Raw genomic sequence first — 23,723 nt, forward strand, 5'->3', positions numbered from 1 at the left:
CGCTGCACAGCTTCGCAGGTGCAGACGCTACGCGGGCCCTCCTCGGCATCGTAGTCCTGGCTACGACCTTCGTCGCGCGCCTTGCATCTGAGCATTTTTCGTGTCAAACGCGGTTCCCGGAGAGTTTTTCAACACCCTGCTAACATTCGAACGCATGACAAAAGAATGTCAAGTTGCGATAAAGAGCTTTAGGCAGGCGCAGCTTGATGAGTGGTTTGATCGCAGTGAGCAGCGGATACTTCCAGGGCAAAAGGCCCAGGTTGGTTTGCCGGATGAAACGAGTCGTCACGATGTCCCGCTCCCGCACTTTTTCCTTCAGGTTTGCGTACACCACTTTCTCGCTCCGGGGAAAGTGTTGATAAAGTATTTCGAGCAATTGTTCTGCTTTTTCCGGGGGAATATCCGCCTCGCCGTTAACCGAAATATCAAAAGTGACGATCAGCATGCCGGTTTCCTTGAGCACGCGCCGGAATTCCGCGACGATGGTTTGGTACGCATCGGTATGCTCCAATACGGATACGCAAAAGACAATGTTAAAAGTATTATTCCGAAATGGCAGGTGGCGCAGATCTCCGGGAGTAAATTGCACCTGGCCCGAGAGGCTGCGGTTCAGGCGGGAATAGACGTCTCCCAAAGACCGATCGTAATCACAGCAGGAGATGGCTGAATTGCTGAAACAGGATGACAGGAAAAAGGGAAAGAAGGTGATGCCTGAGCCCGCGTCCAGAATATGCAACCGCGGCCCCGCGTTTCTTGCATATTCCGAAATTCTGGAGAATACGAACGGGTATTCCCACTGCCTGCTCCATTGGTGCAGCGGATCCCTGACCCATTTTCCCTGGTAACCCCTCAAATATTCTGACTGTGACTGGAGAAAACTGCCGGAAAAATCCTCCATTGACTTGAACAAATCGCTTTGGAGTAGCCGCTGATAATCGGGAATTTTGGGCAGGCCGGAATAGAGCGATAACGTCATCTGGGTTGCCTGATGCCGGCTAGGATGGATTCACTGTCGGATTTCTTTGCGACAGGGGCAGGTCGGGTTCGTGGGTAATGTCGTAATTCACTGCCGAAAGCAGCAGCTGGAATCCCATTAACAGCAGCAGGCCGACGATCATTACGGTCCCTGCCGGAGTGGGCTCGTCGATGCGCATATGGCTGGCCCAGTGGTAAATGCCGTAGGCGAGGCCGGCGATGATGGCGGGGATGCCGCACATGATTTCCAGGGAAGCGATGTTGAATTCGCGAACAAAGTATTTGAATCCGATGCGCTTGAGAAACCGGTTGAGATACTTTCCGGGAAACTGCAGCATGACCTTCGGGATATCCAAGCTGCTGGTTTCACCACGGTAAAGCGGAAACATCGGCACATCCAGCACTACGGCATTGGCGATGCCGAGCTGGAACAACATGTCGCTTTCGAAAAAATACCCGCGATCCAGACTCTCGGTGTCCAATTGCCTGTAGGCTGCGTGATGCAGAGCGGTGAAGCCGTTGGTCGGGTCCATGATGGACCAATAACCCGAGGAAAATTTGTTGACCAATGACAGCGTGGCGTTGCCGAAAAGACGTGAGCGGGGCATTCCGTCAAGGTGTTTGGGGTAAAAAAAGCGGTTGCCCTTGGTGTAATCGGCCTGTCCCTGAATCAGCGGCCCGACTAGCAGCGGGACCAGTTCGGGATTCATTTGCCCGTCGCCGTCCAGCTTGACGACGATGTCGGCGCCTGCGGCGAAAGCGTGGGCATAGCCGGAAAGTACCGCTCCCCCCACACCCTGGTTGGTTTCGTGCCGGATCACGATCACGCGAGGCTCTGCCGCGAAACTTTTTTTTATTGATTTGCCGGTTTGCTCCGGGCAGGCATCATCTACCGCGATGACGTTGCGGATTTCTTTCTGCTTCAGCGCCTTTTCAATAACGCCCGGAGCTTGTCTGCTCACGCGGAAGCAAGGAACGACCAAGTCAACATTCATAATAGCGGCTGTTTGCTGGTTTAATTATTGGTCTTTGCGGCACTATTCATAACCCTTAGTGGGAGTTTACAGCAGGTTTCTCCGGGCTGGAACTGGCTATGCAGCGGGAGCGGCTTTTTTTGCCCGATTGGCAAATTGGCGGCGCGGGCAGGTGCCGGCCGCTAATTTCCATAAGCCGCAAGCTCATCAACCACAAGCTTGGTAGGCGAGACTCCCAAAGCGTTAAGTTCGCGCGGGACATGGACTGGCAGTCTTAGCAAGAACTGCTCTAGTATATTTTCATCATATGCGCATAATGTTGCCGTTGTCTGTAACCCTTCTTGCCGTTCGGTCGCCTTGCGCATGAGCAGGGTGGGGATGCCAAGATACGACAGCTCTTCCTGGTTGCTGCCGCCGTCGGTGACGACAAAGCGGGCGCGCTGGATAAGCTGGACGAACTCCACGTATCCCATGCGCGGCAGCAGCTTGATGCGCGGGTTGGCTTCGAGTCCGGCGAGTAAATTGAATTGAGTCAGCTTTTTTCTGGTGGCGGGGTGCAGGACAAAAACCAGCGGATGCTGCGCTGCGGCCTTTTCCAGTAGGCGGATGATGCGGGCCAGCCGCCGCCGGCTGAAGATGTTCTCAAAACGATGGATGGAAATGATGCCGTATGCCTTTGCGGGGAAAGGCGCGTCGGTTTTTTGCGGCGCGGCGAGCGCGATGGCAAGCGCATCGAGCAGTGTGTTGTGTCCGGTATTAATCCGCCTTGCGGAATATTTTTCCATATTGTTATAGGACCATTCTCCCGGGCAAAAAGCCAGATCGGACAACCTGAAAACTGCGCGGCGGGTCAGCTCTTCGGGGAATGGATGAAAAATATTGCCGGATCGCAACCCGGCCTCAATGTGCGCTACCGTTATGCCTCTTAGCTTGCCGACCACCGCCCCAAGAAGCGTCGAAAACGTGTCGCCGTGAACCAGAATCGCGTTTTTCTTTTTTTGCGTTCGCGGCAGGAATTCGTCGGCATGGCGCAGGCATTGCCACAAACAACGCACAAACCACCAGCCCATGTGGACCAGCCCCGTAATTTCTTTGCCGGTATACAAATACTTGCGTTCGGTTTGGATACCGAAGTCTGCAATCAAGTTATCGATGGTTTCCTTGTGCTGTCCGGTAAAAACTAGACAGAATGGCAATCCCCGCCGCTCAATTTCCAGAATGACGGGCGCCATTTTTATTAACTGCGCCCGTGTCCCCATGAAACAAGTAATCATCTCGTAGCCGTCACGCTTTGTATGTCGTATCGCTAGGCCACAGCAGAACCAGGCTGCTGAGCGCGTCGAAGACGACCACCCATAACCTGAACAACAGACTGAGTATCACCGCGTCTCCGAGCGGCATGAATCCGGCTAAGATGCTGCTCGCCACGCCCTCTCTTACGCCTATGCCGCCGGGGGCGAACAGAGCGAGAAAACCTAAGGTATTGCCGACTGTGTTTGCCAGTATCAGGGCAAACAACAGTTCCAAACTGAAGTGTGAGTTGAAAAATGCTAAGTAAACACCAGCAAACGCAATACCGCTCAAGATCCATACTAGAAAGTAAGCGGCCAGTATTTTTAAGTAGTTCTTCGCAGACAGGATATTTGTCTTGTCGAGTACATCTCGATACCCTAATTTTCTGGACGAGTAGTTAAATAGGATGAAGATGTAATTTTGGGATAGTAAAGCGAAGGGAATGCTCAAGAGGCCCAACAAGCCCACGGCCAGACTCCACGCAGCTTCAAAAAGAACCGCCAGCAGCAAACAACTGAGTACGACAGCGGCGTGCAGGAACAAATATTGTTCGTGGAAAGTCGCAAGTAAGGCTTCCTTGAACCCGATACCTTGTTGCTTTATTAGGGCGGCACGAGCCGCCATGCCCCAAACTTTGCCTGGTAAATACTTGCCAAGTGTCATCAAAGCAATCTGGCGAAACCCGGCGCTAAAAGATAGTTTTACGTTGGCAATAATCGAAACAATTTGTCTCCAACACCATATTACGTTTAACCAGAACAGAAGGTATACAAGAGCAGCCAGAAAAAAGAACACCGGGTAGAACTTGAAAGACTGCTGGAGTCCGCCCACCTGCCGTTGCAGGTAATCATAAACAAAGAAAAGGCTGGCCACTATAAACAAAAGCAGCCATGCTTTTTTAAACAGATTCATGGATCTTAATTATACTTGAGTTTAGGCATATTTTATGAGTCACTTTGCTTATTTACATTTGCGCCAGCATCAATGAAGGACGTGAGCTTCTTGGTGCTTTGAGCATGATGCGATTTTCGCTTCAGAACGGCCTTGATTGCCAGTTTCTTCATTGTTACTTTATACGGCTATTAGAAAGTTTTGCTGTTGACCGTCCTTATTATGCGACGTAGGATACCCATATAGACGTCAAAACAAGAACCAAATTAACGGTTACCTAAAAGATATGGTCACGTGAAAACGAAACAAGAGCTCAAAAGTCTTCACGGAAAAGATTACGCCGACAAATTCGAGAAGACCAATTCTTTTTTACGTCTGGAAAGATTATTTGAATACATTGAGCTTGATAAGGACAAGAACGTCGTTGACTTCGCTTGCGGAAGCGGAGTGTTGATGCCTCATGTCGCTCCAAAAGTCAAATCATATACCGGCGTTGATTTTTCCCGACACTTTATAGATCGGGCTGTTGCAAAGAAAAACGATTTTGGATTCGATAATGCCTACTTTGAGTGCTCTTCAATCCAGGACTTTTGCAAAAAATACCCCGACAAGTTCGACATTGGCTTCGCCATGGATTTCTCGGAACATGTGTATGACCAGGAGTGGCTGGATACACTTGGGAGAATAAGAAATTCACTGGCATGTTATGGACGTTTGTATTTGCATACGCCCAACGCGAGATTTTTTTTAGAGGTTATGAAAAATAACAATTTTTTCGTGAAACAATTTCCACAACATATCGCGGTCCGCACGCCAGAGGAAAATGTGACTTTATTAAAGAAAGCAGGATTCCGAATTCATAGAATTTTGCTTCTTCCTCATTACAATGTGTTACGTTTCTTACATTTTTTGTCATACCTGCCTTTTGTTGGACGTTACTTCAAAGCGCGCATATTCATCGAGGCCCGCAAGTAAATCATGTGAATACGGACAAGTCACAAGCTTCCTGCTTTTACAGATTTGGGCGAATGGGGGAGGGTTCCCGCAGTACAATGTGACCGGAAAGTTCCAATGAAGCGATTGCAGCTGGATCACAAGCCGTACATCCGGGGGAGGCGCGATTTAATTCTGGTCAACGGAGACGACGGCTTTATCGGGTCCAACTTTATTCTCGACTGGATGGCGACCGAGGCCGTCCCCGTGCTCAACATGAAAAAGCTTACCTACGCCGACAACCCAGACAATCTGGCGAGCCTCGAGCATGACAGAAACTACTGCCTGGTCCAGGGCGATATCGCGGACTGAGAATGGGTCGCGGGGTCGTTTGTGGAACATCGTCCGGGGGCCCTCGTGAATCTGGCGGCGGAGAGCCATGGAGACTGCTTGTCCACCGATGAAGTGTACGGCTCGCTCGGCCCCGACGGTAAGCCGTTCAATGAAAATTCTCGCTATTATGCGCCGAACAACCCCTACGCCGCATCGTTCAGTTCGCTGGGGTGACGGTGGTCTCGACGGAATTGGCTTCGCCCTGGTTATCGCTCCAGCTTACCGCCACTTTATCGCCGGCCCTGGCGCCGCGGATTTTGAAGCCGAGGAAGGGATTCCTAGCAATCGCCTGGCTCCATTGCGCGTCCAGCACCAGTTTGCCGTTCAGCGTGGCGCTTACCTTCTTGATGAAGTGAAGCGGTATCAGGTTGCCCTGACTGTCCTTGCGCTGGCCGGTTTCCATGGGGTGACTGATCAGCACCTTGATGTCGGCGACATCGTCTCGCAGTTGCGCCCGGATTTTTATCCCGTCAGCCATTTTTCATCCCCCGCAACCGCCTATCGTGACCTTGACCTCTTTCGCCGCGGTATACATCTTGCCGCCGGCGTTCACCACCACCCGCACATTGGCCGATTCGCCCATTTTGATGTAGGTGGAAACGAAAGCTTCCGCGCCGTCGGCGAACTCGAAGCTGGCAATCAGCGGGAAGGGGTTTTTCTCGGCGAGAATCGCGATCATCTGGGTGCCGGGAATTTTGCTCAAGATTTCAATCTGTACCCGCGCACCGTTTTCGGCGAGATCCGGGGCCTTAATCAGGATGTCATTGCTCAGTGTAGCATTAATTGCGCCTATGCTTTTCAGCGCATCGGCCAGCGCTTTTGCTCGAAAGCCAAACTGGTTCCATTCCGCGGCAAGAAGCCGTAGGGGCCGCAACAGTAGCCCTGCGGCAAATGCGGTCAAAAGCACCCCGTTTTTCAGCAAAAACGCACGGCGCAGTTTATGCATAAACCTGATTCCCTAACAAAACCGTTATATTGCCGATTATGGTATCGTAAATCGTAGCAGAAGGCATCCGCAAGAATATTAGTTTGCAAAAAGTCGTCCAGGTTCACCAATTCTTATGGAGTCAATCTATGCGTTGGGTCACAAGAGAGCGTCCGAAAATCGATCGCATCGCCTGCCCCTGGCTGATTACGCGTTTCATTGACAAGGAGCCGGAATTCGTTTTCGTTCCCGCTGACCAGGTGCTAAAAGTCGCACAAACCACCGGCGCCATTCCCTACGACATTCCGGGTGTGGAGATGTCACATGTGGGCGAGTTGTGCAGTTTTGACGCATTTCTCAAGAAATACCGGCTCGGCGACCCGGCGCTCAAACAACTGGCGGTCATCGTGCGCGGGGCGGATACGGCGAGGCTGGATTTGGCGCCGCAGGCGGCAGGCTTATTGGCGGTTTCGCTCGGGCTCTCGCGCAACTTCGTGGACGATCACGAGATGCTCAAGCACGGCATGGTGGTCTACGATGCCTTATACGCTTGGTGCCGGGATTGCCAGCAGGAAACCCACGGCTGGCCACCCAAAGGCTAGGTTTTTACGGTTTTCTTGGATTTTACCGGCTTGGCTTGTTCCGCCCGCCACAGGCCGGATTTGCCGCCTTCCTTGTGCAAGAGCCTGATCCCATCCATGCGCATGCCGCGATCCACTGCCTTGCACATGTCATAAATAGTGAGGAGCCCCACGTTCACCGCGGTAAGTACTTCCATTTCCACGCCGGTGCGTCCCACGGTCTCGGCGGTGGCGAGGCATTCCACTGCGCTTGCTTTCTGGTCCACGCTGAATTCCACCGATATCTTGGTCAGCGCAAGAGGATGGCAAAGAGGAATGAGTTCCGCAGTGCGCTTGGCCGCCTGAATCGCGGCAATCCGCGCGACCCCCAGCACATCGCCTTTCCTGGTGCTGCCCGCGAGAATTTTCTTGAGCGTTGCGGGAAGCATGACAATTCTGCCGCAAGCGCGCGCAATGCGGCGAGTTTCGCCTTTTTCCGTCACATCCACCATGCTCGCCCGACCTTGGGCATCGAAATGCGTGAGCTTCTTGACCATAAAATCGTAGGGTACCGATTAGGAACTCTGCCTAAAGAGTTTTATCATAGCATCATGCGTTTAAGCTATCTAATCGCCTTGCTGTTGTTGCTGGTGCCGCGCGTCCTCGCCGAAGGCCTGCCCGAACTGGGTGATGCCTCGCAAAATACGCTTTCGCCGCGGCAGGAGCGGCAGCTCGGCGAGAGCATCATGCGCGAGGTCCGCGCCGACCCGAGTTTCCTCGACGACCCCCAGCTCACCGACTATCTTAACAATCTCGGTTACCGGCTCGCTTCCAGCGGCGACGAACCGAAGGTGAGCCTCGAGCTTTTCGCCCTCAAGGACAATTCCATCAACGCCTTCGCCCTGCCCGGCGGCTTTATCGGCGTGCACAGCGGGCTGATTCTCGCCACGCAGAGCGAGTCCGAGCTCGCCTCGGTGCTGGCGCACGAAATCGCGCACGTGACCCAGCACCACATCGCGCGCCTCCTCGCCGCGCAAAAGCAGTCGATCGCCACTTCGCTGGCGGGCATCGCAATAGCCATTCTTGCGGCACGCTCCAACCCGCAGCTCTCGCAAGCGGCAATAATTGGCACGCAGGCAGCCGTAGCGCAGAACCAGCTCAATTTCACCCGCGAGCATGAGCGCGAGGCGGACCGCATCGGCCTGCAGACGCTGGACAAGGCGGGTTTTGACGTACGCGGCATGCCGGCGTTTTTCGAGCGCCTGCAGAAGTCCACCCGCTTCGTCGAAGGCAATGCGCCCTCGTACCTGCGCACTCACCCGCTGACCTTCGAGCGCATAGCCGATGTGCAAAACCGCGTGCAGCACCTGCGCTATCGGCAGGTCTTCGACAGCCAGGAATTCCAGTTCCTGCGCGCGCGCCTGCGCGCCCAGGAAGAATCGCCGAAAGACGCGATCGCCTACTTCGAAGACAGCCTGCAGGAGAAAAAATACACAAGCGAAGCGGCGCAGCGCTTCGGGCTGACGATTGCGTTGTTGCGCGGGCGCAACCTCGAGCGCGCCGAGCAGGAGCTCGCGCAGGTGCGCAAAATCGCGCAGCCCAGCCCCTTGATTGAAATCCTGGCCGGACAGCTTAAATCGGCGAGCGGCAAAACCGCGGAAGCGACTGCCATTTACCGCGCGGCGCTGAAAAATTATCCGCAATACCGGCCGCTGGTCTACATCAGCAGCGATATATTCTTGCAAAAGGGCCAGGCGCAGGACGCACTCAATCTCGCTTCAAACCAGCTGCAGCTATATCCCGAGGACTATCATCTTTATCTGCTGCAGGCGAAGAGCTATGCGGCGCTAGACAAAAAATTACTGCAACACAAGTCACAGGCTGAAGCCTACTATTTGCTGGGCAACCTGCCTTTGGCGATTGAGCAGCTGCAAATCGCGCTGAAAAGCGGCGACGGCGATTTTTATCAGCTCTCCGCCGTTGAAGCGCGGCTCAAGGAATTCCGCGCCCTCGAAGTCGAGTTGCGCAAGCAATAGCGACCCACAACTACTGCTGAGGCGACTAGAAACTTGTCTGGACCTTACGTTTCCTCCGGCGGTTTGATGCCACGAAACGCGATATACAGCATAACGTCGTAGGTAATTTTTAGTCCGGCGCCGATGACAAGCGGCGTGGAAAGCGCGACAAACTGCATGAGTATGCCGGCAAAAAAGGGCGCAACCGCCCAGCCGCCCAGTCGTACCAGATGAGTGACTCCTGAAGCAAAGGTGCGTTCTTCGGGGCGGACTACAGCCATCACATACGACTGGCGCGTGGGCACATCCATCTCTACCAATCCTTCGCGCAGCAAGAACAGAACCGCAGCCACCCAAAAATTCGGGGCAAAGGCGACGGTAACCATTAGCACACTGGAGGGAATGTGGGTAAACACCATCGTGTTTACCAGCCCGAAGCGCTTCGCGAGCCACGCTGCGCCAAGGTGGGAAAAAGCATTGGCGGTGCGCGCGCAAGCAAACAGCACCGCAATCAGGGCTGCGCTGGCTTCGAACCGCTGGTAAAAGAAAAACGACAGAAGTGCCGAACCAAGAAATCCACCGGCCAGGCTATCCAGCGCGAACAAGGCCGAGATTCGCCACAATATTTTGCGGCTTTCCGGCGCGATGCGTCGGCGTTCTATGGGGGCCGGCGCTTCTGCGGCAGGAGACAACAGTAGGTAAAAAAAAGCGGAGAAGCACAGCAGCAAGGCATAAAATATTACTGCAACGCGGAATGAGGTGATTTCGTCAACGCCGCCTAAATGGCGCAGCAGTTCAGGAAGCGCAGCAAGCAGTCCGCCTGCCGCATGTCCGATGTCTTGCAAAACGTTGTACCAGGCAAAGGCACGGGTGCGCGCTGCGTTGGAGACGGCCGCGGGCAGAATAGCCTGTTCCAGCACCAGCGCCGCACCGCGGTCTCTGCCCATCCCGTTCAGCATGCCGATGAAGGCGGCAAAGCTCACCGCTGCCAAGCTGGAATAGAGCGCCGCGCCAAGACCTCCCGCCGCACCTAGAATAGAAATAGCAAACAATATCCGTCGTCTGCCTAAGCGGTCCCCGGCAAGCGTTACCAGCAGTGCGGCGACGGCGGCGCCCAATAGCCCCGCGCCAATCACCCATCCGATTTCACTGGCAGTAAAGTTGAGCTTGGCAAGGTAGATTCCTAGCAACACTCCCATCATGCCGGTAGCGAGGGCGCGCAGAAAAGCCGTGGCATAAAGGATTTCGCGGTCGTTCATTAATGGAGGAGAAAGTCTGTTTTTCTTATTACTCCTGACGATTGTTTTGTTGCTCACTTGGATCCGACAGCACCATAACTAAAGTCGTCGAACGAGGTTACGCTATCCGCTTTGGTCCAAACTCCGACCGCACCGGCTTCGCTGATATGGTCGTCATCCAGCTCGATATAGGTTATTCCGTCAAGCATCACTTTTATTCGCGTTCTGCTGAATTCAACACGCAAGGTATGCCACACCTTGGCCGGGACTGAGGCATCTTTATACTTGATCGTATGACGTGAGCCCCCCTTTGTGTAGTAGAGCGAGACATTGTTTTCCAGTGAGTTCGCGCGCGCAACGTAATAGTTGTCCCCGTCTTTCCAGCGCCAGACGAGACCACCCGCTTGATCTTCACGTCCTGCGATGGGTTTGAACTTTACTTCCACGAAACCATCGGTGATGGAAGTCGCTTTCTTAACACACCACGGGAAAATACCTTGCCCTGATTGTGTCAGGACATTGGGTTTGCTGGGCGCAGTGGCGTCGCGCTCAACCGACCATTTGGGTGAACCTTTGCCGGTTGCCCCAGCCATCCAGTCCGCAGGAAGCGTGCCCGGATTGTCGTTATCGAAGTTGACGGTTTCAGCGGTCGCCGCAGTCGCAGTGAAAACTGCAAGAGCTGCTGCTAGAGTCTTAAGCCTGCCGGGATCGCGGGATAATGGCGTCATTTTGTGGGTCATGGTGTTCTCCTACCGGAAAAGTTGAGTAAGGAAGGTGTAGATTAAGCCAGCAGCGCCGCAGGCGGCGATTACCGGGATGATTCCGACCCGATAGCGAAACAGCGCAAGCATCGCCGCGATTCCGATGATGAGCAGCGGCCACTCAAACGCCGCGCCAAAGCCCCGCGGCCATAGCACGTGATAAGCGAAGAACAAGGCGAGATTCAGCACCACTCCTACCACCGCGGCGGTGATTCCGGTGAGCGGAGCGGTGAATCTGATGTCGCCGCGGGTGGTTTCGACAAACGGGCCGCCGAGCAGGATAAACAGGAAGCACGGCAGGAAAGTAAAGTAAGTCACCACGGTTGCCGCGATGGCGCCCGAGACAAACGACAGGTCAGGGCCGAACAATTCCTTGCTCCAGCCGCCGACGAAGCCGACAAACGCCACCACCATGATGAGCGGCCCCGGCGTGGTCTCGCCCAGAGCGAGGCCGTCTATCATTTGCGCCGGGGTGAGCCACTGGTAATATTCGACGCCGCCCTGGTAAACGTAAGGCAGCACCGCATAGGCGCCACCGAAAGTGAGCAGCGCGGCCTTGGTGAAAAACCAGCCCATTTGGGTGAGCGTGCCTTCCCAGCCGTAGAGCGAGGCAAGGATGGCCATCGCCCCGCCCCACAACACCAGCCCGACCACGCTGTAAAAAGCGAAGCGCGGCCAGCTCAGGCGCGCGTGTTCCGGTGTCGGCGTGTGGTCGTCAATGATGGCGGGGCCAAAACTTTTGTCGGAAGCGCCATGTCCACCGCCGATGGCGAATTTCGCCGGCGCCAAGCGCCCGCCAAAATAGCCGATGATGCCGGCGGCCAGCACGATGTAAGGGAAGGGTATTTTCAGCGCGAAGATGGCGACGAACGCGGCAGCCGCCAGCATCCACAGCGCGGCATTTTTCAGCGCGCGCAAGCCGATGCGGTAGGCGGCGAACACCACGATTGCCGTCACCGCCGGCTTGATCCCATAAAAGATTCCAGCCACGACCGGGACGTTGCCGAATGCGAGATAGATCCAGGTCAGCGCGATCAGGATAAACAGCGAAGGCAGAACAAACAGCACGCCGGCGACAATCCCGCCCGGCGTCTTGTGCATGAGCCAGCCGATATAGGTCGCGAGCTGCTGGGCCTCGGGCCCGGGCAGCAGCATGCAATAGTTGAGCGCGTGCAGAAAGCGCCGTTCGGAAATCCAGCGCCGCTTTTCCACCAGTTCCTGGTGCATGATGGCGATTTGCCCGGCCGGTCCGCCAAAGCTGATGAAGCCCAGCTTGAGCCAGTAGCGGAAAGCCTCGGCAAAAGATACGCTAGGCGGGGGTTCAATCGTCCTGGAAGGGATGTCCATAGGTTGCTTGCTTCGTATAAACTAAGGAACCTCTGAAACAGAGGCTCCCTGTATTGTATGTGGAATTGATTTGCCGCGCTGTAATGCGGCCTGGTCATGGACAAAATCGGCAAATACGAAATCGTCAAGGAACTGGGAAAGGGGGCAACCAGCAAGGTCTATCTCGCCAATGACCCTTTTGCCAACCGCCAGGTCGCGATCAAACTGGTGGATTCAAAAGCGCTGCGCGACAAGCAGCAGGGGCGCCGCTATAAGAAACTCTTCCTGACTGAAGCATCGCTGGTGGGCAAGCTCTCGCATCCGCACATCGTCGCCATTTACGATGCGGTGGTGGAGGATGATTTGAGCTATATCGTCATGGAATACGTCGCGGGCGGCACGCTGGAAAAATACTGCAAGGTCGAAAACCTGCTGTCGGTGGACAAGGTCATCGAAATCATTTTCAAGGCCGGCCGCGCACTGGCGTTCGCCCATCGCCACGGCATCATCCATCGCGACATCAAGCCGGCGAACATTTTGTTGACCTCGGACTTGGACATCAAGATTTCCGACTTCGGCACGGCGCTCACCGAAGGCGCCGACACCACGCAAATCGTCGGCATCGGCTCACCGGCCTACATGTCGCCGCAGCAAGTGCGCGAGATGCCGCTCAATCACCAGACCGACATTTTTTCGCTGGGTGTGGTTATGTATCAATTGTTGACCGGGAAGTTGCCGTTTTCTGCCGCCAACAACTACAGCATGGTGTACCAGATCATCAACGTCGATCCGCCGCCGCCCAGCCTGCACCGTCCGGAAATACCCGTCCATATGGATGTGATCGCCAAGACTGCGCTGCGCAAGGAACTGAATATGCGCTATCAAACCTGGGAAAATTTCGCGCAGGCGCTGATCGACGTCTACAACACGCTGGAAAAGCCCAAGGAGGACTTTTCCGAGGGCGAACGCTTCGACACCCTGCGCAAGCTCTCGTTCTTCGGGAATTTCAACGATTCCGAGCTGTGGGAGGTGCTGCGCATCACCAACTGGCACAAGTACAAGCCGGGCATCACGCTGCTCAAGGAGGGTGAAATCGGCAAGTCGTTTTTCATCCTTGCTTCCGGCGAAGTGAACGTGAGCAAGGACGGCAAGCTGCTCAACGTGTTGCAAGCCGGAGAATGCTTCGGCGAAATGGCTTATTTGGGCAAGGCCCAGTTCAAGCGCACCGCCAGCATCGCGACAGTCGATGATGCCATCGCGATTGAAATCGCCGCGGATTCGCTGGCGCAGGCCTCGGAAAACTGCCGCGCCCAGTTCGATCGCGCGTTTCTGCAAATCCTGGTCGATCGCCTCGCCGCTGCCAACACGCGGCTTTCGCAACTGCTTTTGGATCGCAAAATCAGCATTTTCTGAGCCGTGTTTGCTGCGACGGTAAACTCTGCTATATTTTTCGCATGCCCAACCTCCAGGAAATCAGCACAGCCCGCTTGCAGGAAATGCAGTCGAGCGGGAATTTGCGGCTGGTTGATGTCCGCGGCGATGCTGAAGTGGCGCGCGGCATGATCGAAGGCGCGATTCACATTCCGCTGCATCTGCTTCCGCCCAAGGCGGCGGAATGGGACGTGGAAACGCCCACCGTGTTTTACTGCCAGTCCGGCCCGCGCTCGTCGCAGGCCTGCACTTTTTTCGCCGGCAAAGGCTTCGGCAAGGTTTACAATCTGCAGGGCGGCGTCAACGCCTGGGTGAGAAACGGGCTGCCACTCACGGGAGTTGCGGCATGAACTTCGACAGGCAAATCGACACCCGCGGCTTGAATTGCCCTTTGCCGATTTTGCGCACCAAGAAAACGCTGGCTGAAATGAATTCAGGGCAGGTGTTGAAGGTGCTCGCCACCGACCCCGGCTCGGTCAAGGATTTCCAGGCGTTTGCGAGACAAACCGGAAACGAATTGCTGTCGCAAACCGAAGCCGGCGGCGAATTTACCTTTTTCATGAAGAAACGCTGATTCGGCGCGCTTGCCCGCATGATCAAACTCTATCAATTCAAGCCTGCTTTTGGACTGCCCAACGCCAGCCCCTTCTGCATGAAGGTGGAAAACTATTTGCGCATGGCGGGCTTGCAATACGAAATCGTGCCCAATGCCAGCCATTTCAAGGCGCCCAAAGGGAAACTGCCTTACATCGATGATAACGGCAAGGTTGTCGCTGATTCCGGCTTCATATTTGAATACCTAAAATCAACCTACGGCGATGCGCTCGATGCAAAACTCCCCCCGCTTGAGAACGCACAAGCAGTCGCGCTGCGTAGAATGATGGAAGAAAATCTCTACTGGGCACTGGCGTATTCGCGCTGGATGGAGCCGCAAGGCTGGGAGGCGACCAAAGCGGAGTTTTTCAAGCCGGTGCCGGCTTTGCTGCGCGGGCCGATTTCCGCCTTGGCGCGCCGCGGCGTTGCCAGGCAGATGTGGGGACACGGCATGGGACGTCACGGGGCTGAGGAGGTTCATCACATCGGCAAAACCGACATCACCGCGCTCGCCGATTTCCTGGGCGACAAGCCTTATTTCATGGGTGAGGCCCCGACTTCGCTCGATGCCACTGCCTATGCTTTTCTCGCCAACATTATTCTGGTTCCGCTGGATTCCCCGCTCAAGCAGCACACCATGAAATACCCCAACCTCGAAGCGTATTGCCAGCGCATGCGGGGAAGGTACTATCCTTAGCCCAGTTTTTCCAGTTGCGCGGTGAGTTTCTCCAGAGCGCGCCGAAGTCGGAGAAACGTTCTTGTTCTGTTAGAATTTAACCGTAAGCCCCCGTGTTACCCCAATGGGGGTACCGCTTTACCCCCACCCCTCTCTAGCCGATCCCCGCAACACCCTCTTGACTCTATACCTAGGTGTAGGGTTTATAGTATGGACACCCAGGGTAATGCTGATATGCGAGATCCAGAATCACTAACGATCGGTAAAGTCGCTGATCAAGGCGGCGTGAAGGTCCAAACTATCCGTTACTACGAGCGGCGCGGTCTGCTACCGAAGCCTGCGCGCACTGCCTCAGGTTACCGGATGTATTCAGATGATGCGATCCGTCGCCTCCGATTTATCAGGCAGGCGCAGGCACTGGGTTTCTCCCTTAGCGAAATAGAGGAACTGCTGTCATTGCGCATGCGCCCGGGCTCTACATGCGGCGATATCCGACAACGCGCCCGCCAAAAGATCTCAATGGTGAACAAGAAGATCGACGAACTGCATCGGATCAAAGGCGCGTTAAGCAAGCTCGCCACAGCCTGCCAAGGCAAAGGGCCGACAAGTGAATGCCCGATCCTTGAAGCCCTTGAAAGCGAGAGGGATTAAAGATGAACGTCGAGTTGATCTATGATGCCGACTGCCAAAATGTCGCTGCGACACGATCGCTGCTGATCAAGGCATTCACTAAGATTGGCGTTTCCGCGAGATGGAAGGAATGGGAACGCGACTTACCAGAAAACCCTGAATACGTCCAAAGCTTCGGCTCGCCAACCATCCTTGTGGACGGCAAGGACATCGCCGAATTTAGCTCGAGATCCGGCACCCACGCTTGCCGCGTTTACAGTGGTGGTGATGGCACTCTGCAACCAACACCACCGCTCGAGTTAATCTGTGCTGCCCTGCTCACGGGTGCTCCAGCGAGAAAGCGTCGCATCGCTGGCGAGGGCCGTTGGCAAGCGATTGCTGCGTCATTTCCAGCAATCGGAACCGCGCTGCTGCCCAAACTCGCGTGCCCCTTATGCCTACCAGCCTATGCGACACTTCTGAGCGTCCTGGGATTGGAGTTCTTTGACTACACGCCTTATTTGCTACCGCTCACGATTACTTTTCTCACGGTAGCCCTTAGTGCTTTAGTAATACAGGCAAGACGCGTCCGGCAGTGGGCTGCCCTAATGATAGGCATCCCAGCATCAGCAATCGTATTACTCGGCAAGTTCGCGTTTGAGCTTGATTGGCTTACTACCGTCGGCATCGGTTTACTTGTCGTCGCGATCTTCATTGGCATCCGTCAAAAACCATCACAAATAGCCCCTTGCCCTGCATGCGCCGCAGGGGAAAGCGAAGTAAAAGCAGAGGCGCGTTAAGGAGAAATCTATGGCTACAACTCGGAAGATCGAAGTATTTAGCGCAAGTTGCGTGGTGTGCGAAGATACTATTGCGCTTATCAATCGTATTGCCTGCCCGTCATGCGAGGTCGAAATCCTCGACATGCACCAACCGGAAGTCGCTAAGAAAGCGAAACGATACGGTGTCCGTAGCGTTCCCGCTGTCGTCGTCGATGGCAAGCTTGCAAATTGCTGTGCTGGCCGCGGACCAGACGAAGCCACACTCCGTGCAGCAGGGATTGGGGTACCGGTCTAGAAACGATTAGACGATTCTTACTGCAAGCTCCCAGCGCCCTGCCTGATTGGGGACGTGCTCGAGAGCGGTTCCCGAGCACCTATTTTGGTTACATTTCGCCCTAATTACCCAAAAATAAATTTATGAATTTAAGGAACCTCTGATTAAGTCCCACGCAGTTGCGACGGCGGCTTTCCGGGATGGGATGCGCGAAGCGAGGCGCAGCCAATGGCCATTCCCCTTGGCAAGCCGAGCGACAAAGCAGACCGCCCGGAAAGCCCCGTCCCTCCGGGTTGCGCTAAAATGCGGTGTCTGCGTCGTTGCGCTCCTCGGTGTCGTAGTCCCGGCTACGCCCTTCGTCGCGCGCCTCGCATCCATCCGCATTTTGCCCGCAACGCAATTCGCGGAGGACTTAATCAGAGGTTCCTTAACTATTACCCTCTCTGCACCCCATCCCGTTGCAACTCGTCAGCCCTTGCGAGGTCAGCGACTGTGCCCTGGGGGTGCTTATACCAACCGGGATCGGCATAGCTCGTTAAGTTTACCCGTACCTTAACAATGCTGAACATGCCACCCATGGTGATGTAGTCGAAGGGACCTCGGGCGCCCACCATCGGAATGCTATTCTTCGGCACCGCCATGTGCCCCATTTCCACGTGCTCGCCGTGATCGCCCATACCGTACTGGCCCATGGTCATGTAGCCGGGCAGTAGCGAACCCACTTTCTTATCCAGGTCCCCCGGGTTCATGCCGATGAGGTTGGGTGCGTTGTGCCCCATCTGATTCATGACATGGTGAGTCATGTGGCAATGCATCGCCCAGTCTCCCGGTGCGTCGGCTATGAATTCAACATCGCGCGTATTGCCTACCGGCACCAGAATCGTCGTCTCCGGCCACTGTCCGGAAACCGGAATGTCACCACCGTCGGTTGCAACCAACGTGAAGTGATAGCCATGCAAATGGATCGGATGATGGTCCATTGCACTTAGGTTGCCGATACGGATTCGCACCCGGTCGCCTTTCTTGACTACTAGCGGCTCGGTGCCGGGGAAGCAGCGGGCGTTCATGGTGAGCACGTTAAATTCCGTCATCTCATTGGGGTTGGGGCGAAAGGTGCCAGGATCGATCCGCCACTCAGAAAGCAGGATGGCGAAGTCGCGGTTGACCTGGGTGCCGCCGCGCGGATGGACGACGATCATCCCCATCATGCCCATAGCCATCTGCGTCATCTCGTCATGGTGCGAGTGGTACATGAAGGTGCCATGCTGGCGGAATGTCCACTCATACTTGAACGTCTCGCCCGGCTTGATGGCGCGCTGATTGAGACCACCTACACCGTCCATACCGTTCGGTAAATACACCCCATGCCAATGAATCGTGGTAGGGGCGGGGAGCTTGTTAGTGACATAAACTCGCACCCGGTCGCCTTCGACTGCCTCGATAGTGGGCCCGTGCACCCGGCCGTTATAGCCCCAGCATTCGCCGACGAGACCCCTAGCGAACTCGTGACGTACCGGCTCGGCGATGAGGTGATACACTTTTACGCCGTCCACGATATTCCAGGGCAGGGATGCGCCATTAGGGGTGATGACCGGCTTGTAATCATGGCCCGGTTGCCCCGGGGTTAGCGCAGGCCGGTCTTGAGGTCCGCCGCTATAGGATTTTTCCCAACGCCGCTCGGGCGCGGCCTGAGCCGGTTGTGAATTTTGAAGAACGGCCGCGCCTCCAGCGAGGGCGGCTCCGGTGGTTAAAAATTTGCGTCGTGTAATCATGGTCAGTGACCTCCTGTTTGCATGTTGGATATACTTGATGTGGTTGTTATGGGTTGTGCGGAGGATCCCATATCGGCCAAGCGGCCGCTCAGGATCAGTTCCAGTTGCGTGCGCGTAAGCCAATAGTCGCGCAGGGTTTCGATGTACTGGCGGCCCGCCGCAATCTGTTGCTGTTGCGAGAGCAGCAGTTGAAAAATTCCCACTTGCATGGCGTTGTATTGGAGCAGCGTGTCATCCACGATTTTGGTGCGGAGCGGCAGGATGACATTTTTTACATGCAGCGCCCGGGCGTAAGAGACCTCCATCGCCTGGCGCGCAGAGCGCACCGCAGAGCGAATCTCAATGGCGAACGCAGTGTAAGCTTGCTGGGCGCGCCGCAACTCCGATTGGGCGGCCGCTTGCCTGGCTTGCCCCTGATCGAAAATGGGGATTTGCAGCGTGGCCGTAGGACCATATTTCCGTACTCCGTCATCACGGTCAAAGGCTGCCCCAACTTCGAATTCCGGAATCAAAGCGGTCGCGTTGGTGAGCCCCAGCACTCTGGCAATGCTTTCGATCCGTTTGCGGGCAGCAGCGAGATCAAGGCTTGCACCGATTGCGCGGGTTTCAAGCCGGTTAAGGTCCAGCGTGTCATTGGGTATTTCCGGCATACGCGGGTTGATTTTCCACTGGGTATCGGTTCCCCATAGGCCCATCAACACGTTAAGACGCTCGCGCCCTTGAGCCAGCTCGAGCTCGGCTTCCGCTAGTGTAAGCCTGGTTTCTTCGTAGAGAGCCCGTTCGTTGGCGAGCGTCAAATCGGTGATATTACCCGCGTCATGCAGCCGCTTCGCCGCGTCATAGGCCGCACCGGTGGATTCCACAACCTGGCGTTGGAACTCGACGGTTTGCACTTGCGCCTGGGCGCGATAGAACACTGCGCGAGTTTGGCCCGCCATATCCAACACTGCGCCTGCAACTTTGATCTTCGCCGCTTCAAATTCGGCCTCCGCCACGCTCCGGCGCAGTGGATGATACAAGATACTCAAGAAATCCTGGACGACGCCAAACACCAGATCCGCAGGCGTCGGCCCGAACAGTATCCCCGCGTTGAACACGGGGTTTCTCAGCAGCCCCGCTTGCACCAGATTGGCCTGGGCGAGCCCCAAGTCCTCGTAAGTTATCTGCAAGCGCCGGTTATTGAGCAACGCAATCTGCACTGCCCTGTCCTGGGTGAGTTCATCCTTGAGCATCTCTTGCACAGCCTGAATAACAATTTCGTCTTCAGCTCTCTCTTGACGCCATTCGACGCGCTTGCCGGTGCGTTCGGCAACTATCTTGCGCACGTCGTCAAAACCCGCATCTTTCGGGACTGAAGCACAACCCGACACGAACGCGATGAGGAGGCCTGCGGCGCAAACGGTTTTTAATGTTCCAGTCATGACTGCGCTCCTTGCTGACGTCTGGTTAGTGATGATGGCTGTTGTCATGATCGCCGTATCCGGTGTCGGTTTGCTTCTTGGGGCCACTCAAAGTCTGGATGTAGTTCACCAAATCCCAGATCTGGTTTTCATCGAGAACTTGTTTCCAGGCCGGCATCGGCCCACGCCCGTTGGCGATCTTCCAGGCGAAGTCGCCATCGCTGTGTTGTCCCGCCATCTCGGTCAGGTCAGCCGGTTTGGGATTGAGTGCAGCGCCCGCGGGACCGTCGCCGCGACCGCCCGGCCCGTGACAAACCACACAGTTGGTTGCAAACAGTTTCTTGCCACGGCTAATAGAGGCAGTGTCTGCAGGAACAGAATTACGTTTGGCAGCCGCCTCTTGTGGAGCCATCCAGTGCGCGCCATGATCCATGCCTTGCATTGAATCGTGATCCATTCCCTTCATTGAGCCATGGTCGATTCCTTGCATTGAACCGTGGCCCATGCCCTTCATTGATTCATGGTTCATGCCTTGCATCGAGTCTGCGGGCGCGATGACCGGATCGCTCGTTTGCAGCGTTTGCGCCAAGGGCGTGATGGGCGCCTCGGGCGCACTGGGGTTGGCTGGATGGTTGAGGGCTACTGGCGGCACCGTCACGTCCGAGGCACATCCGCCAAGCAATAACAGCCCCGCAACCATAAGTAATGGGTTTGCGCTCATAGTCGTTTCTCTCCTGCAATGAAGCGAGGGATTATAGCTTTCATCTCACTAAAAACTTTCTCGTCAACGGGAATAACTGGATTGAGGGCCGCGTTGATGTATTCCCGAAAACCAACTCGGCACGAAACAACGGCGAGCCGGGAATACAGTTTGAGGAGAAAACGAAAAAGCTTACGCGCACCCCAAAGCAGTACCACCCAACCCGAACCGGGGAGGGGAGATCAGTGCGAAGGGGCGTTGGGCCAGACTGAGTTGGCGATTAAGGCGTGCTTGGGTTTACCGGGGGGATCGTTGCCAAAGAAATGCACTTTGGCAGCGACAAGGGGAACCGCATGAACAACGACAATATAGGGCAGCAACACATAAACCAGGTTATGCAGCGGGATTTGGATGTTGCTTACCTTGGAGAACGCCGATAAATTTTGCAGAACGGTGCAGCAATCATCCACATGCTGTGTGCTGCCGTCATGCTGGGGTTGGTCATGCCCGTGTGAAATGGTTGAATGTTCAGCTTGATAGACGGGTGTTTCGTTGAGTCTTACGTCGCTAAAAACGCAGACTGCTAGGGTAAACAGCCAGCTTGCCAAGACGATCCGTGCATGGGACCGCAAACTGAAACTACCGAGCCGCCGGCAAGCTGCGGATCGTTCTGACAGTTGATATTGGGCAGCTAAACTCATCGTTAATACACTCGTTTGGCAATCGCCAAGCTGAAATTCGCCGGCGTACAAAATCCGGCGCTTGAGATAATTTTCTGACCGCTTAATTTACCAATAATTCCCTACCTACGTCAAACCAGGTTAGGTGAATGCTGAGTTGAAAGTAAACTGTCATCCAATCCTTGCCATCCGCTCTGTCATGCCGCCCTTCGACGATGCTCACGACAGGCAAGTCGAAGTGCGAACGACTCAGGGCAGGTTGGTCGAAGGCACGCAAAGGCGGCTCTGTTAATAATCCGCAGGTCCCAGGTTCGAGCCTTGGTCGGGGAGCCATTCAACTACAAAAATGGGCACTGATTTTGTGCCCATTTTTGTTTCTGGGTTATTATGCCCCCGTAACCTCGCTCTTATAGGAATCCGTAGGCCCTCGTGTTACGCGAACGGGGGCGCGAGTCGGATAACAGAAAGCGGTCGTAAACATGGCACACGAACATAATCATGGCCACACCAACTACAACCGTGCCTTTGTTGTAGGCATTGCCCTCAACATTGGCTTTGTTGTCACTGAAGCAGTTTTTGGCGTCATAGCCGGCTCGTTGGCGTTGCTCGCAGATGCCGGACACAATCTAACCGACGTTCTTGGTTTGTTACTGGCATGGGGAGCCAGTCATCTTTCGCGACAACAGCCGACGAAACGCCGCACCTACGGATGGCGCAGTTCTTCTATTCTGGCGGCGCTGCTCAATGCGGTCATTCTCTTGGTGGCCGTTGGTGCCATTGCCTGGGAGGCCATTCGGCGTTTTAATGATCCGTCCCCAGTAGTTGGAACAACCGTTATTTGGGTGGCGTTGGTTGGCGTTGTCATTAACACGGCGACGGCGTTGCTGTTCATGGCCGGGCGCAAGAGCGACCTTAACATTCGGGGCGCTTTTCTCCACATGGCTGCTGATGCCGGCGTATCGGCAGGTGTCGTCGTGGCTGGTTTATGTATTCTCGCCACCGGCTGGCAATGGATAGACCCATTTGTTAGTCTGCTCATCGCAGCGGTTATTCTCTTCACTACATGGGAACTTCTTCGGGATTCGATCAATTTGGCGCTGGATGCAGTGCCTGAAGGTATTGACCCGCAGGCTGTCGAAGCCTATCTAAAGAGTTTGCCTGGCGTGACAAGAGTTCATGATCTGCATATCTGGGGCATGAGCACGACGGCAACAGCTCTGACGGTTCACCTCGTCAAGCCTGATTCTCGCGACGATGATCGTCTTATTACGCAGGCCAGCAAGGAGCTTCATGAGCGGTTCGGGATCGAGCACACCACTTTACAGTGGGAGCGTGGCGACAGTACGCAGCCTTGCGACGTTGCGTGTGAAAAAGGCAGTGTGTAAGGTGGCTAAGCACCATCGCGCGGCCAGACTAACTTCTAGGTGACGATCCTTAGGCTCCGTGTTACTTAGCGGCAACAGAGGAATAAATTGGAAATATGACCGACTGCTGCGAAGATAAAGCGTGTGCTATTGAGGCCCTGAGAGAGCGTCAGAGCGGGACTTTAAGAATCGTTCTCGGCATTAATGCAGTGATGTTTGTTGTTGAGCTCATTGCGGGGCTTCTGGCCAGCTCAATCGCTTTGCTATCCGATTCACTCGACAACCTGGGCGACGCTCTGACCTACGGACTGAGTCTCTATGCCGTTTCCCGCAGCACACACTCTAAAGCGAAGGTCGCTGTGTTCAAAGGCTGCTTAATCCTCGCTGCAGGCCTGTTCGTGCTCGGGCAAGTCGCATACAAAATCATCGTTCCGACAGTTCCTGTTTTCGAGACGATGGGTGTAATAAGCATCCTCGCGCTGATCGCCAACGGCACGTGTTTGGCGCTGCTCTGGAAGCACCGGGAAGAAGACATCAATATGAGTTCGGTCTGGGAGTGCTCGCGTAACGACATTGCATCGAACCTGTCAGTGCTTATAGCTTCGGGAGGTGTATGGTTAACGCAGTCGGGTTGGCCGGATTTAGTGATTGGCTCGTTACTTGCGTGCCTCTTTTTACGGTCTGCTATTCGCGTGTTACAAGGGGCGATTTCAGAGTTCAAGCAGCTCTCTAAACCCATCGCTACGGCGTCAGTTCATATCGTGCGGCGATAAACAATGTACGAAAATAGATTCGTGCCAGTGCCCAGATTTGCCTTGGTTGGGGAGCCACGGAAACACTAGAACCGATATAACCATCACGTAACCACTTTCAAGCTTTGTGAAGCTTTATAAGACTGCCTAGTATTAATTTTAGGAAGGGCGAGCGTTGCAAGGCATTGATTGATAAAATGCCCGAATCCGATGCTTCAGTTGTAATACCGTTGTGCACGGCGTGGGTGCGCGCCGTTTTCCATTAAAAGTAAGAAGGCAGGAACATGAGCCAACATTCTCATCACGACGACCATTCACACGATGACGAAGATCACGACCATCCGCACGGCCCCTCTCACGGTCAAGGCGGGCATGGTGGACACGGCCACACTCATGGGTTTGTTG

The 23,723-nt window shown here is 55.0% G+C and carries 27 protein-coding genes; 13 read left to right on the top strand and 14 right to left on the bottom strand.

The window, feature by feature from the left end:
• Nucleotides 1–139: 139 nt before the first annotated feature.
• The 4 genes from VHE58_03965 to VHE58_03980 form a co-directional block, all read right to left on the bottom strand.
• The gene (locus VHE58_03965) at nt 140–976 is read right to left on the bottom strand and encodes a class I SAM-dependent methyltransferase (protein HVS26437.1); all 837 of its coding nucleotides are present in this window, start codon (nt 974–976) and stop codon (nt 140–142) included.
• A 19-nt stretch (nt 977–995) separates the two neighbouring features.
• Nucleotides 996–1,970, bottom strand: coding sequence for a glycosyltransferase family 2 protein (locus tag VHE58_03970; GenBank protein ID HVS26438.1), 975 nt, complete (start codon nt 1,968–1,970; stop codon nt 996–998).
• Nucleotides 1,971–2,131: 161 nt separating this feature from the next.
• Nucleotides 2,132–3,181 carry a UDP-N-acetylglucosamine 2-epimerase gene (locus VHE58_03975; protein ID HVS26439.1) on the bottom strand — a complete coding sequence of 350 codons (1,050 nt, stop codon included), beginning with the start codon at nt 3,179–3,181 and terminating at the stop codon, nt 2,132–2,134.
• Between the two features lie 52 nt (nt 3,182–3,233).
• On the bottom strand, nt 3,234–4,154 hold the full coding sequence (locus VHE58_03980) for a lysylphosphatidylglycerol synthase domain-containing protein (protein ID HVS26440.1): 921 nt from the start codon (nt 4,152–4,154) through the stop codon (nt 3,234–3,236).
• Between the two features lie 273 nt (nt 4,155–4,427).
• Between VHE58_03980 and VHE58_03985 the strand changes: the two genes are divergently transcribed.
• Nucleotides 4,428–5,108 (top strand): class I SAM-dependent methyltransferase, encoded by a 681-nt coding sequence (locus VHE58_03985; protein HVS26441.1) that lies wholly within the window; start codon nt 4,428–4,430, stop codon nt 5,106–5,108.
• A gap of 96 nt (nt 5,109–5,204) precedes the next feature.
• On the top strand, nt 5,205–5,438 hold the full coding sequence (locus VHE58_03990) for a hypothetical protein (protein ID HVS26442.1): 234 nt from the start codon (nt 5,205–5,207) through the stop codon (nt 5,436–5,438).
• A 178-nt stretch (nt 5,439–5,616) separates the two neighbouring features.
• Here VHE58_03990 and soxZ read toward each other — a convergent pair whose 3' ends face one another.
• Nucleotides 5,617–5,937 carry a thiosulfate oxidation carrier complex protein SoxZ gene (soxZ, locus tag VHE58_03995; protein ID HVS26443.1) on the bottom strand — a complete coding sequence of 107 codons (321 nt, stop codon included), beginning with the start codon at nt 5,935–5,937 and terminating at the stop codon, nt 5,617–5,619.
• Nucleotides 5,938–5,940: 3 nt separating this feature from the next.
• On the bottom strand, nt 5,941–6,405 hold the full coding sequence (soxY, locus tag VHE58_04000; GenBank protein HVS26444.1) for a thiosulfate oxidation carrier protein SoxY: 465 nt from the start codon (nt 6,403–6,405) through the stop codon (nt 5,941–5,943).
• 128 nt (nt 6,406–6,533) lie between these two features.
• Between soxY and VHE58_04005 the strand changes: the two genes are divergently transcribed.
• Entirely contained in the window at nt 6,534–6,986 is a 453-nt protein-coding gene (locus tag VHE58_04005; protein ID HVS26445.1) for a chromate resistance protein ChrB domain-containing protein, read from the top strand.
• Here VHE58_04005 and moaC read toward each other — a convergent pair.
• Nucleotides 6,983–7,501, bottom strand: a complete 519-nt coding sequence (gene moaC / locus VHE58_04010) for a cyclic pyranopterin monophosphate synthase MoaC (GenBank protein ID HVS26446.1) — start codon at nt 7,499–7,501, stop codon at nt 6,983–6,985. The two genes, VHE58_04005 and moaC, sit on opposite strands and share 4 nt — an antisense overlap.
• Before the next feature lie 54 nt (nt 7,502–7,555).
• On the opposite strand from moaC, the gene VHE58_04015 reads away from it, so the two are divergent.
• Nucleotides 7,556–8,980, top strand: a complete 1,425-nt coding sequence (locus VHE58_04015) for a M48 family metalloprotease (protein ID HVS26447.1) — start codon at nt 7,556–7,558, stop codon at nt 8,978–8,980.
• A gap of 44 nt (nt 8,981–9,024) precedes the next feature.
• Here the strand turns inward: VHE58_04015 and VHE58_04020 are convergent, their stop codons facing one another.
• Genes VHE58_04020 through chrA form a run of 3 tightly spaced genes read right to left on the bottom strand, consistent with a single transcriptional unit; the run spans nt 9,025 to nt 12,305 of the window.
• The gene (locus VHE58_04020) at nt 9,025–10,218 is read right to left on the bottom strand and encodes an MFS transporter (GenBank protein ID HVS26448.1); all 1,194 of its coding nucleotides are present in this window, start codon (nt 10,216–10,218) and stop codon (nt 9,025–9,027) included.
• A gap of 53 nt (nt 10,219–10,271) precedes the next feature.
• Nucleotides 10,272–10,937, bottom strand: a complete 666-nt coding sequence (locus tag VHE58_04025) for a hypothetical protein (protein ID HVS26449.1) — start codon at nt 10,935–10,937, stop codon at nt 10,272–10,274.
• Between the two features lie 9 nt (nt 10,938–10,946).
• Complete coding sequence (chrA, locus tag VHE58_04030) at nt 10,947–12,305, bottom strand: chromate efflux transporter (protein HVS26450.1); 1,359 nt, start codon at nt 12,303–12,305, stop codon at nt 10,947–10,949.
• Between the two features lie 96 nt (nt 12,306–12,401).
• Between chrA and VHE58_04035 the strand changes: the two genes are divergently transcribed.
• The 7 genes from VHE58_04035 (at nt 12,402) to VHE58_04065 (ending at nt 16,671) form a co-directional block, all read left to right on the top strand.
• Nucleotides 12,402–13,697: a serine/threonine-protein kinase gene (locus VHE58_04035; GenBank protein ID HVS26451.1), complete on the top strand. Its 1,296-nt coding sequence runs from the start codon at nt 12,402–12,404 to the stop codon at nt 13,695–13,697.
• A gap of 41 nt (nt 13,698–13,738) precedes the next feature.
• The gene (locus VHE58_04040) at nt 13,739–14,065 is read left to right on the top strand and encodes a rhodanese-like domain-containing protein (GenBank protein HVS26452.1); all 327 of its coding nucleotides are present in this window, start codon (nt 13,739–13,741) and stop codon (nt 14,063–14,065) included.
• A complete protein-coding gene (locus VHE58_04045; GenBank protein ID HVS26453.1) occupies nt 14,062–14,289 on the top strand; it encodes a sulfurtransferase TusA family protein in 228 nt (75 codons plus the stop codon). The genes VHE58_04040 and VHE58_04045 overlap by 4 nt, the downstream gene beginning before the upstream one ends.
• Before the next feature lie 18 nt (nt 14,290–14,307).
• Nucleotides 14,308–15,006 (top strand): glutathione S-transferase family protein, encoded by a 699-nt coding sequence (locus VHE58_04050; GenBank protein HVS26454.1) that lies wholly within the window; start codon nt 14,308–14,310, stop codon nt 15,004–15,006.
• Between the two features lie 189 nt (nt 15,007–15,195).
• Nucleotides 15,196–15,636, top strand: coding sequence for a MerR family transcriptional regulator (locus VHE58_04055; protein ID HVS26455.1), 441 nt, complete (start codon nt 15,196–15,198; stop codon nt 15,634–15,636).
• Nucleotides 15,637–15,638: 2 nt separating this feature from the next.
• Nucleotides 15,639–16,394, top strand: a complete 756-nt coding sequence (locus tag VHE58_04060; GenBank protein ID HVS26456.1) for a MerC family mercury resistance protein — start codon at nt 15,639–15,641, stop codon at nt 16,392–16,394.
• 10 nt (nt 16,395–16,404) lie between these two features.
• On the top strand, nt 16,405–16,671 hold the full coding sequence (locus VHE58_04065) for a thioredoxin family protein (protein ID HVS26457.1): 267 nt from the start codon (nt 16,405–16,407) through the stop codon (nt 16,669–16,671).
• A gap of 413 nt (nt 16,672–17,084) precedes the next feature.
• Here the strand turns inward: VHE58_04065 and VHE58_04070 are convergent, their stop codons facing one another.
• From VHE58_04070 to VHE58_04085, 4 genes are all read right to left on the bottom strand, one after another.
• A complete protein-coding gene (locus tag VHE58_04070; GenBank protein HVS26458.1) occupies nt 17,085–18,422 on the bottom strand; it encodes a copper oxidase in 1,338 nt (445 codons plus the stop codon).
• A 2-nt stretch (nt 18,423–18,424) separates the two neighbouring features.
• Complete coding sequence (locus tag VHE58_04075) at nt 18,425–19,843, bottom strand: TolC family protein (protein ID HVS26459.1); 1,419 nt, start codon at nt 19,841–19,843, stop codon at nt 18,425–18,427.
• A 25-nt stretch (nt 19,844–19,868) separates the two neighbouring features.
• Nucleotides 19,869–20,543, bottom strand: a complete 675-nt coding sequence (locus VHE58_04080) for a c-type cytochrome (protein ID HVS26460.1) — start codon at nt 20,541–20,543, stop codon at nt 19,869–19,871.
• Between the two features lie 221 nt (nt 20,544–20,764).
• Nucleotides 20,765–21,130 (bottom strand): hypothetical protein, encoded by a 366-nt coding sequence (locus VHE58_04085; GenBank protein ID HVS26461.1) that lies wholly within the window; start codon nt 21,128–21,130, stop codon nt 20,765–20,767.
• Nucleotides 21,131–21,681: 551 nt separating this feature from the next.
• Between VHE58_04085 and VHE58_04090 the strand changes: the two genes are divergently transcribed.
• Nucleotides 21,682–22,587, top strand: coding sequence for a cation diffusion facilitator family transporter (locus VHE58_04090; GenBank protein ID HVS26462.1), 906 nt, complete (start codon nt 21,682–21,684; stop codon nt 22,585–22,587).
• A gap of 95 nt (nt 22,588–22,682) precedes the next feature.
• Nucleotides 22,683–23,339 carry a cation transporter gene (locus VHE58_04095; GenBank protein ID HVS26463.1) on the top strand — a complete coding sequence of 219 codons (657 nt, stop codon included), beginning with the start codon at nt 22,683–22,685 and terminating at the stop codon, nt 23,337–23,339.
• The last annotated feature ends 384 nt before the right edge of the window (nt 23,340–23,723 follow it).

The sequence above is a fragment of the Burkholderiales bacterium genome, from assembly GCA_035543335.1.
GTDB lineage: Bacteria > Pseudomonadota > Gammaproteobacteria > Burkholderiales > JAHFRG01 > JAHFRG01.

Bases quoted from the DNA above. Each gene is read 5' to 3' on its own strand.
- VHE58_04025 (HVS26449.1), bottom strand. From the start codon at position 10,937: ATGACCCACAAAATGACGCCATTATCCCGCGATCCCGGCAGGCTTAAG.
- VHE58_04075 (HVS26459.1), bottom strand. From the start codon at position 19,843: ATGACTGGAACATTAAAAACCGTTTGCGCCGCAGGCCTCCTCATCGCG.
- VHE58_04055 (HVS26455.1), top strand. From the start codon at position 15,196: ATGGACACCCAGGGTAATGCTGATATGCGAGATCCAGAATCACTAACG.
- VHE58_03975 (HVS26439.1), bottom strand. From the start codon at position 3,181: ATGGCGCCCGTCATTCTGGAAATTGAGCGGCGGGGATTGCCATTCTGT.
- VHE58_03970 (HVS26438.1), bottom strand. From the start codon at position 1,970: ATGAATGTTGACTTGGTCGTTCCTTGCTTCCGCGTGAGCAGACAAGCT.
- VHE58_03965 (HVS26437.1), bottom strand. From the start codon at position 976: ATGACGTTATCGCTCTATTCCGGCCTGCCCAAAATTCCCGATTATCAG.
- VHE58_04095 (HVS26463.1), top strand. From the start codon at position 22,683: ATGACCGACTGCTGCGAAGATAAAGCGTGTGCTATTGAGGCCCTGAGA.
- VHE58_04040 (HVS26452.1), top strand. From the start codon at position 13,739: ATGCCCAACCTCCAGGAAATCAGCACAGCCCGCTTGCAGGAAATGCAG.
- VHE58_04035 (HVS26451.1), top strand. From the start codon at position 12,402: ATGGACAAAATCGGCAAATACGAAATCGTCAAGGAACTGGGAAAGGGG.
- VHE58_04090 (HVS26462.1), top strand. From the start codon at position 21,682: ATGGCACACGAACATAATCATGGCCACACCAACTACAACCGTGCCTTT.
- VHE58_04015 (HVS26447.1), top strand. From the start codon at position 7,556: ATGCGTTTAAGCTATCTAATCGCCTTGCTGTTGTTGCTGGTGCCGCGC.
- soxZ (HVS26443.1), bottom strand. From the start codon at position 5,937: ATGGCTGACGGGATAAAAATCCGGGCGCAACTGCGAGACGATGTCGCC.
- VHE58_04065 (HVS26457.1), top strand. From the start codon at position 16,405: ATGGCTACAACTCGGAAGATCGAAGTATTTAGCGCAAGTTGCGTGGTG.
- VHE58_04070 (HVS26458.1), bottom strand. From the start codon at position 18,422: ATGATTACACGACGCAAATTTTTAACCACCGGAGCCGCCCTCGCTGGA.
- VHE58_04045 (HVS26453.1), top strand. From the start codon at position 14,062: ATGAACTTCGACAGGCAAATCGACACCCGCGGCTTGAATTGCCCTTTG.
- soxY (HVS26444.1), bottom strand. From the start codon at position 6,405: ATGCATAAACTGCGCCGTGCGTTTTTGCTGAAAAACGGGGTGCTTTTG.
- VHE58_04020 (HVS26448.1), bottom strand. From the start codon at position 10,218: ATGAACGACCGCGAAATCCTTTATGCCACGGCTTTTCTGCGCGCCCTC.
- moaC (HVS26446.1), bottom strand. From the start codon at position 7,501: ATGGTCAAGAAGCTCACGCATTTCGATGCCCAAGGTCGGGCGAGCATG.
- VHE58_04005 (HVS26445.1), top strand. From the start codon at position 6,534: ATGCGTTGGGTCACAAGAGAGCGTCCGAAAATCGATCGCATCGCCTGC.
- VHE58_03980 (HVS26440.1), bottom strand. From the start codon at position 4,154: ATGAATCTGTTTAAAAAAGCATGGCTGCTTTTGTTTATAGTGGCCAGC.
- VHE58_03990 (HVS26442.1), top strand. From the start codon at position 5,205: ATGAAGCGATTGCAGCTGGATCACAAGCCGTACATCCGGGGGAGGCGC.
- VHE58_04080 (HVS26460.1), bottom strand. From the start codon at position 20,543: ATGAGCGCAAACCCATTACTTATGGTTGCGGGGCTGTTATTGCTTGGC.
- VHE58_04060 (HVS26456.1), top strand. From the start codon at position 15,639: ATGAACGTCGAGTTGATCTATGATGCCGACTGCCAAAATGTCGCTGCG.
- chrA (HVS26450.1), bottom strand. From the start codon at position 12,305: ATGGACATCCCTTCCAGGACGATTGAACCCCCGCCTAGCGTATCTTTT.
- VHE58_04050 (HVS26454.1), top strand. From the start codon at position 14,308: ATGATCAAACTCTATCAATTCAAGCCTGCTTTTGGACTGCCCAACGCC.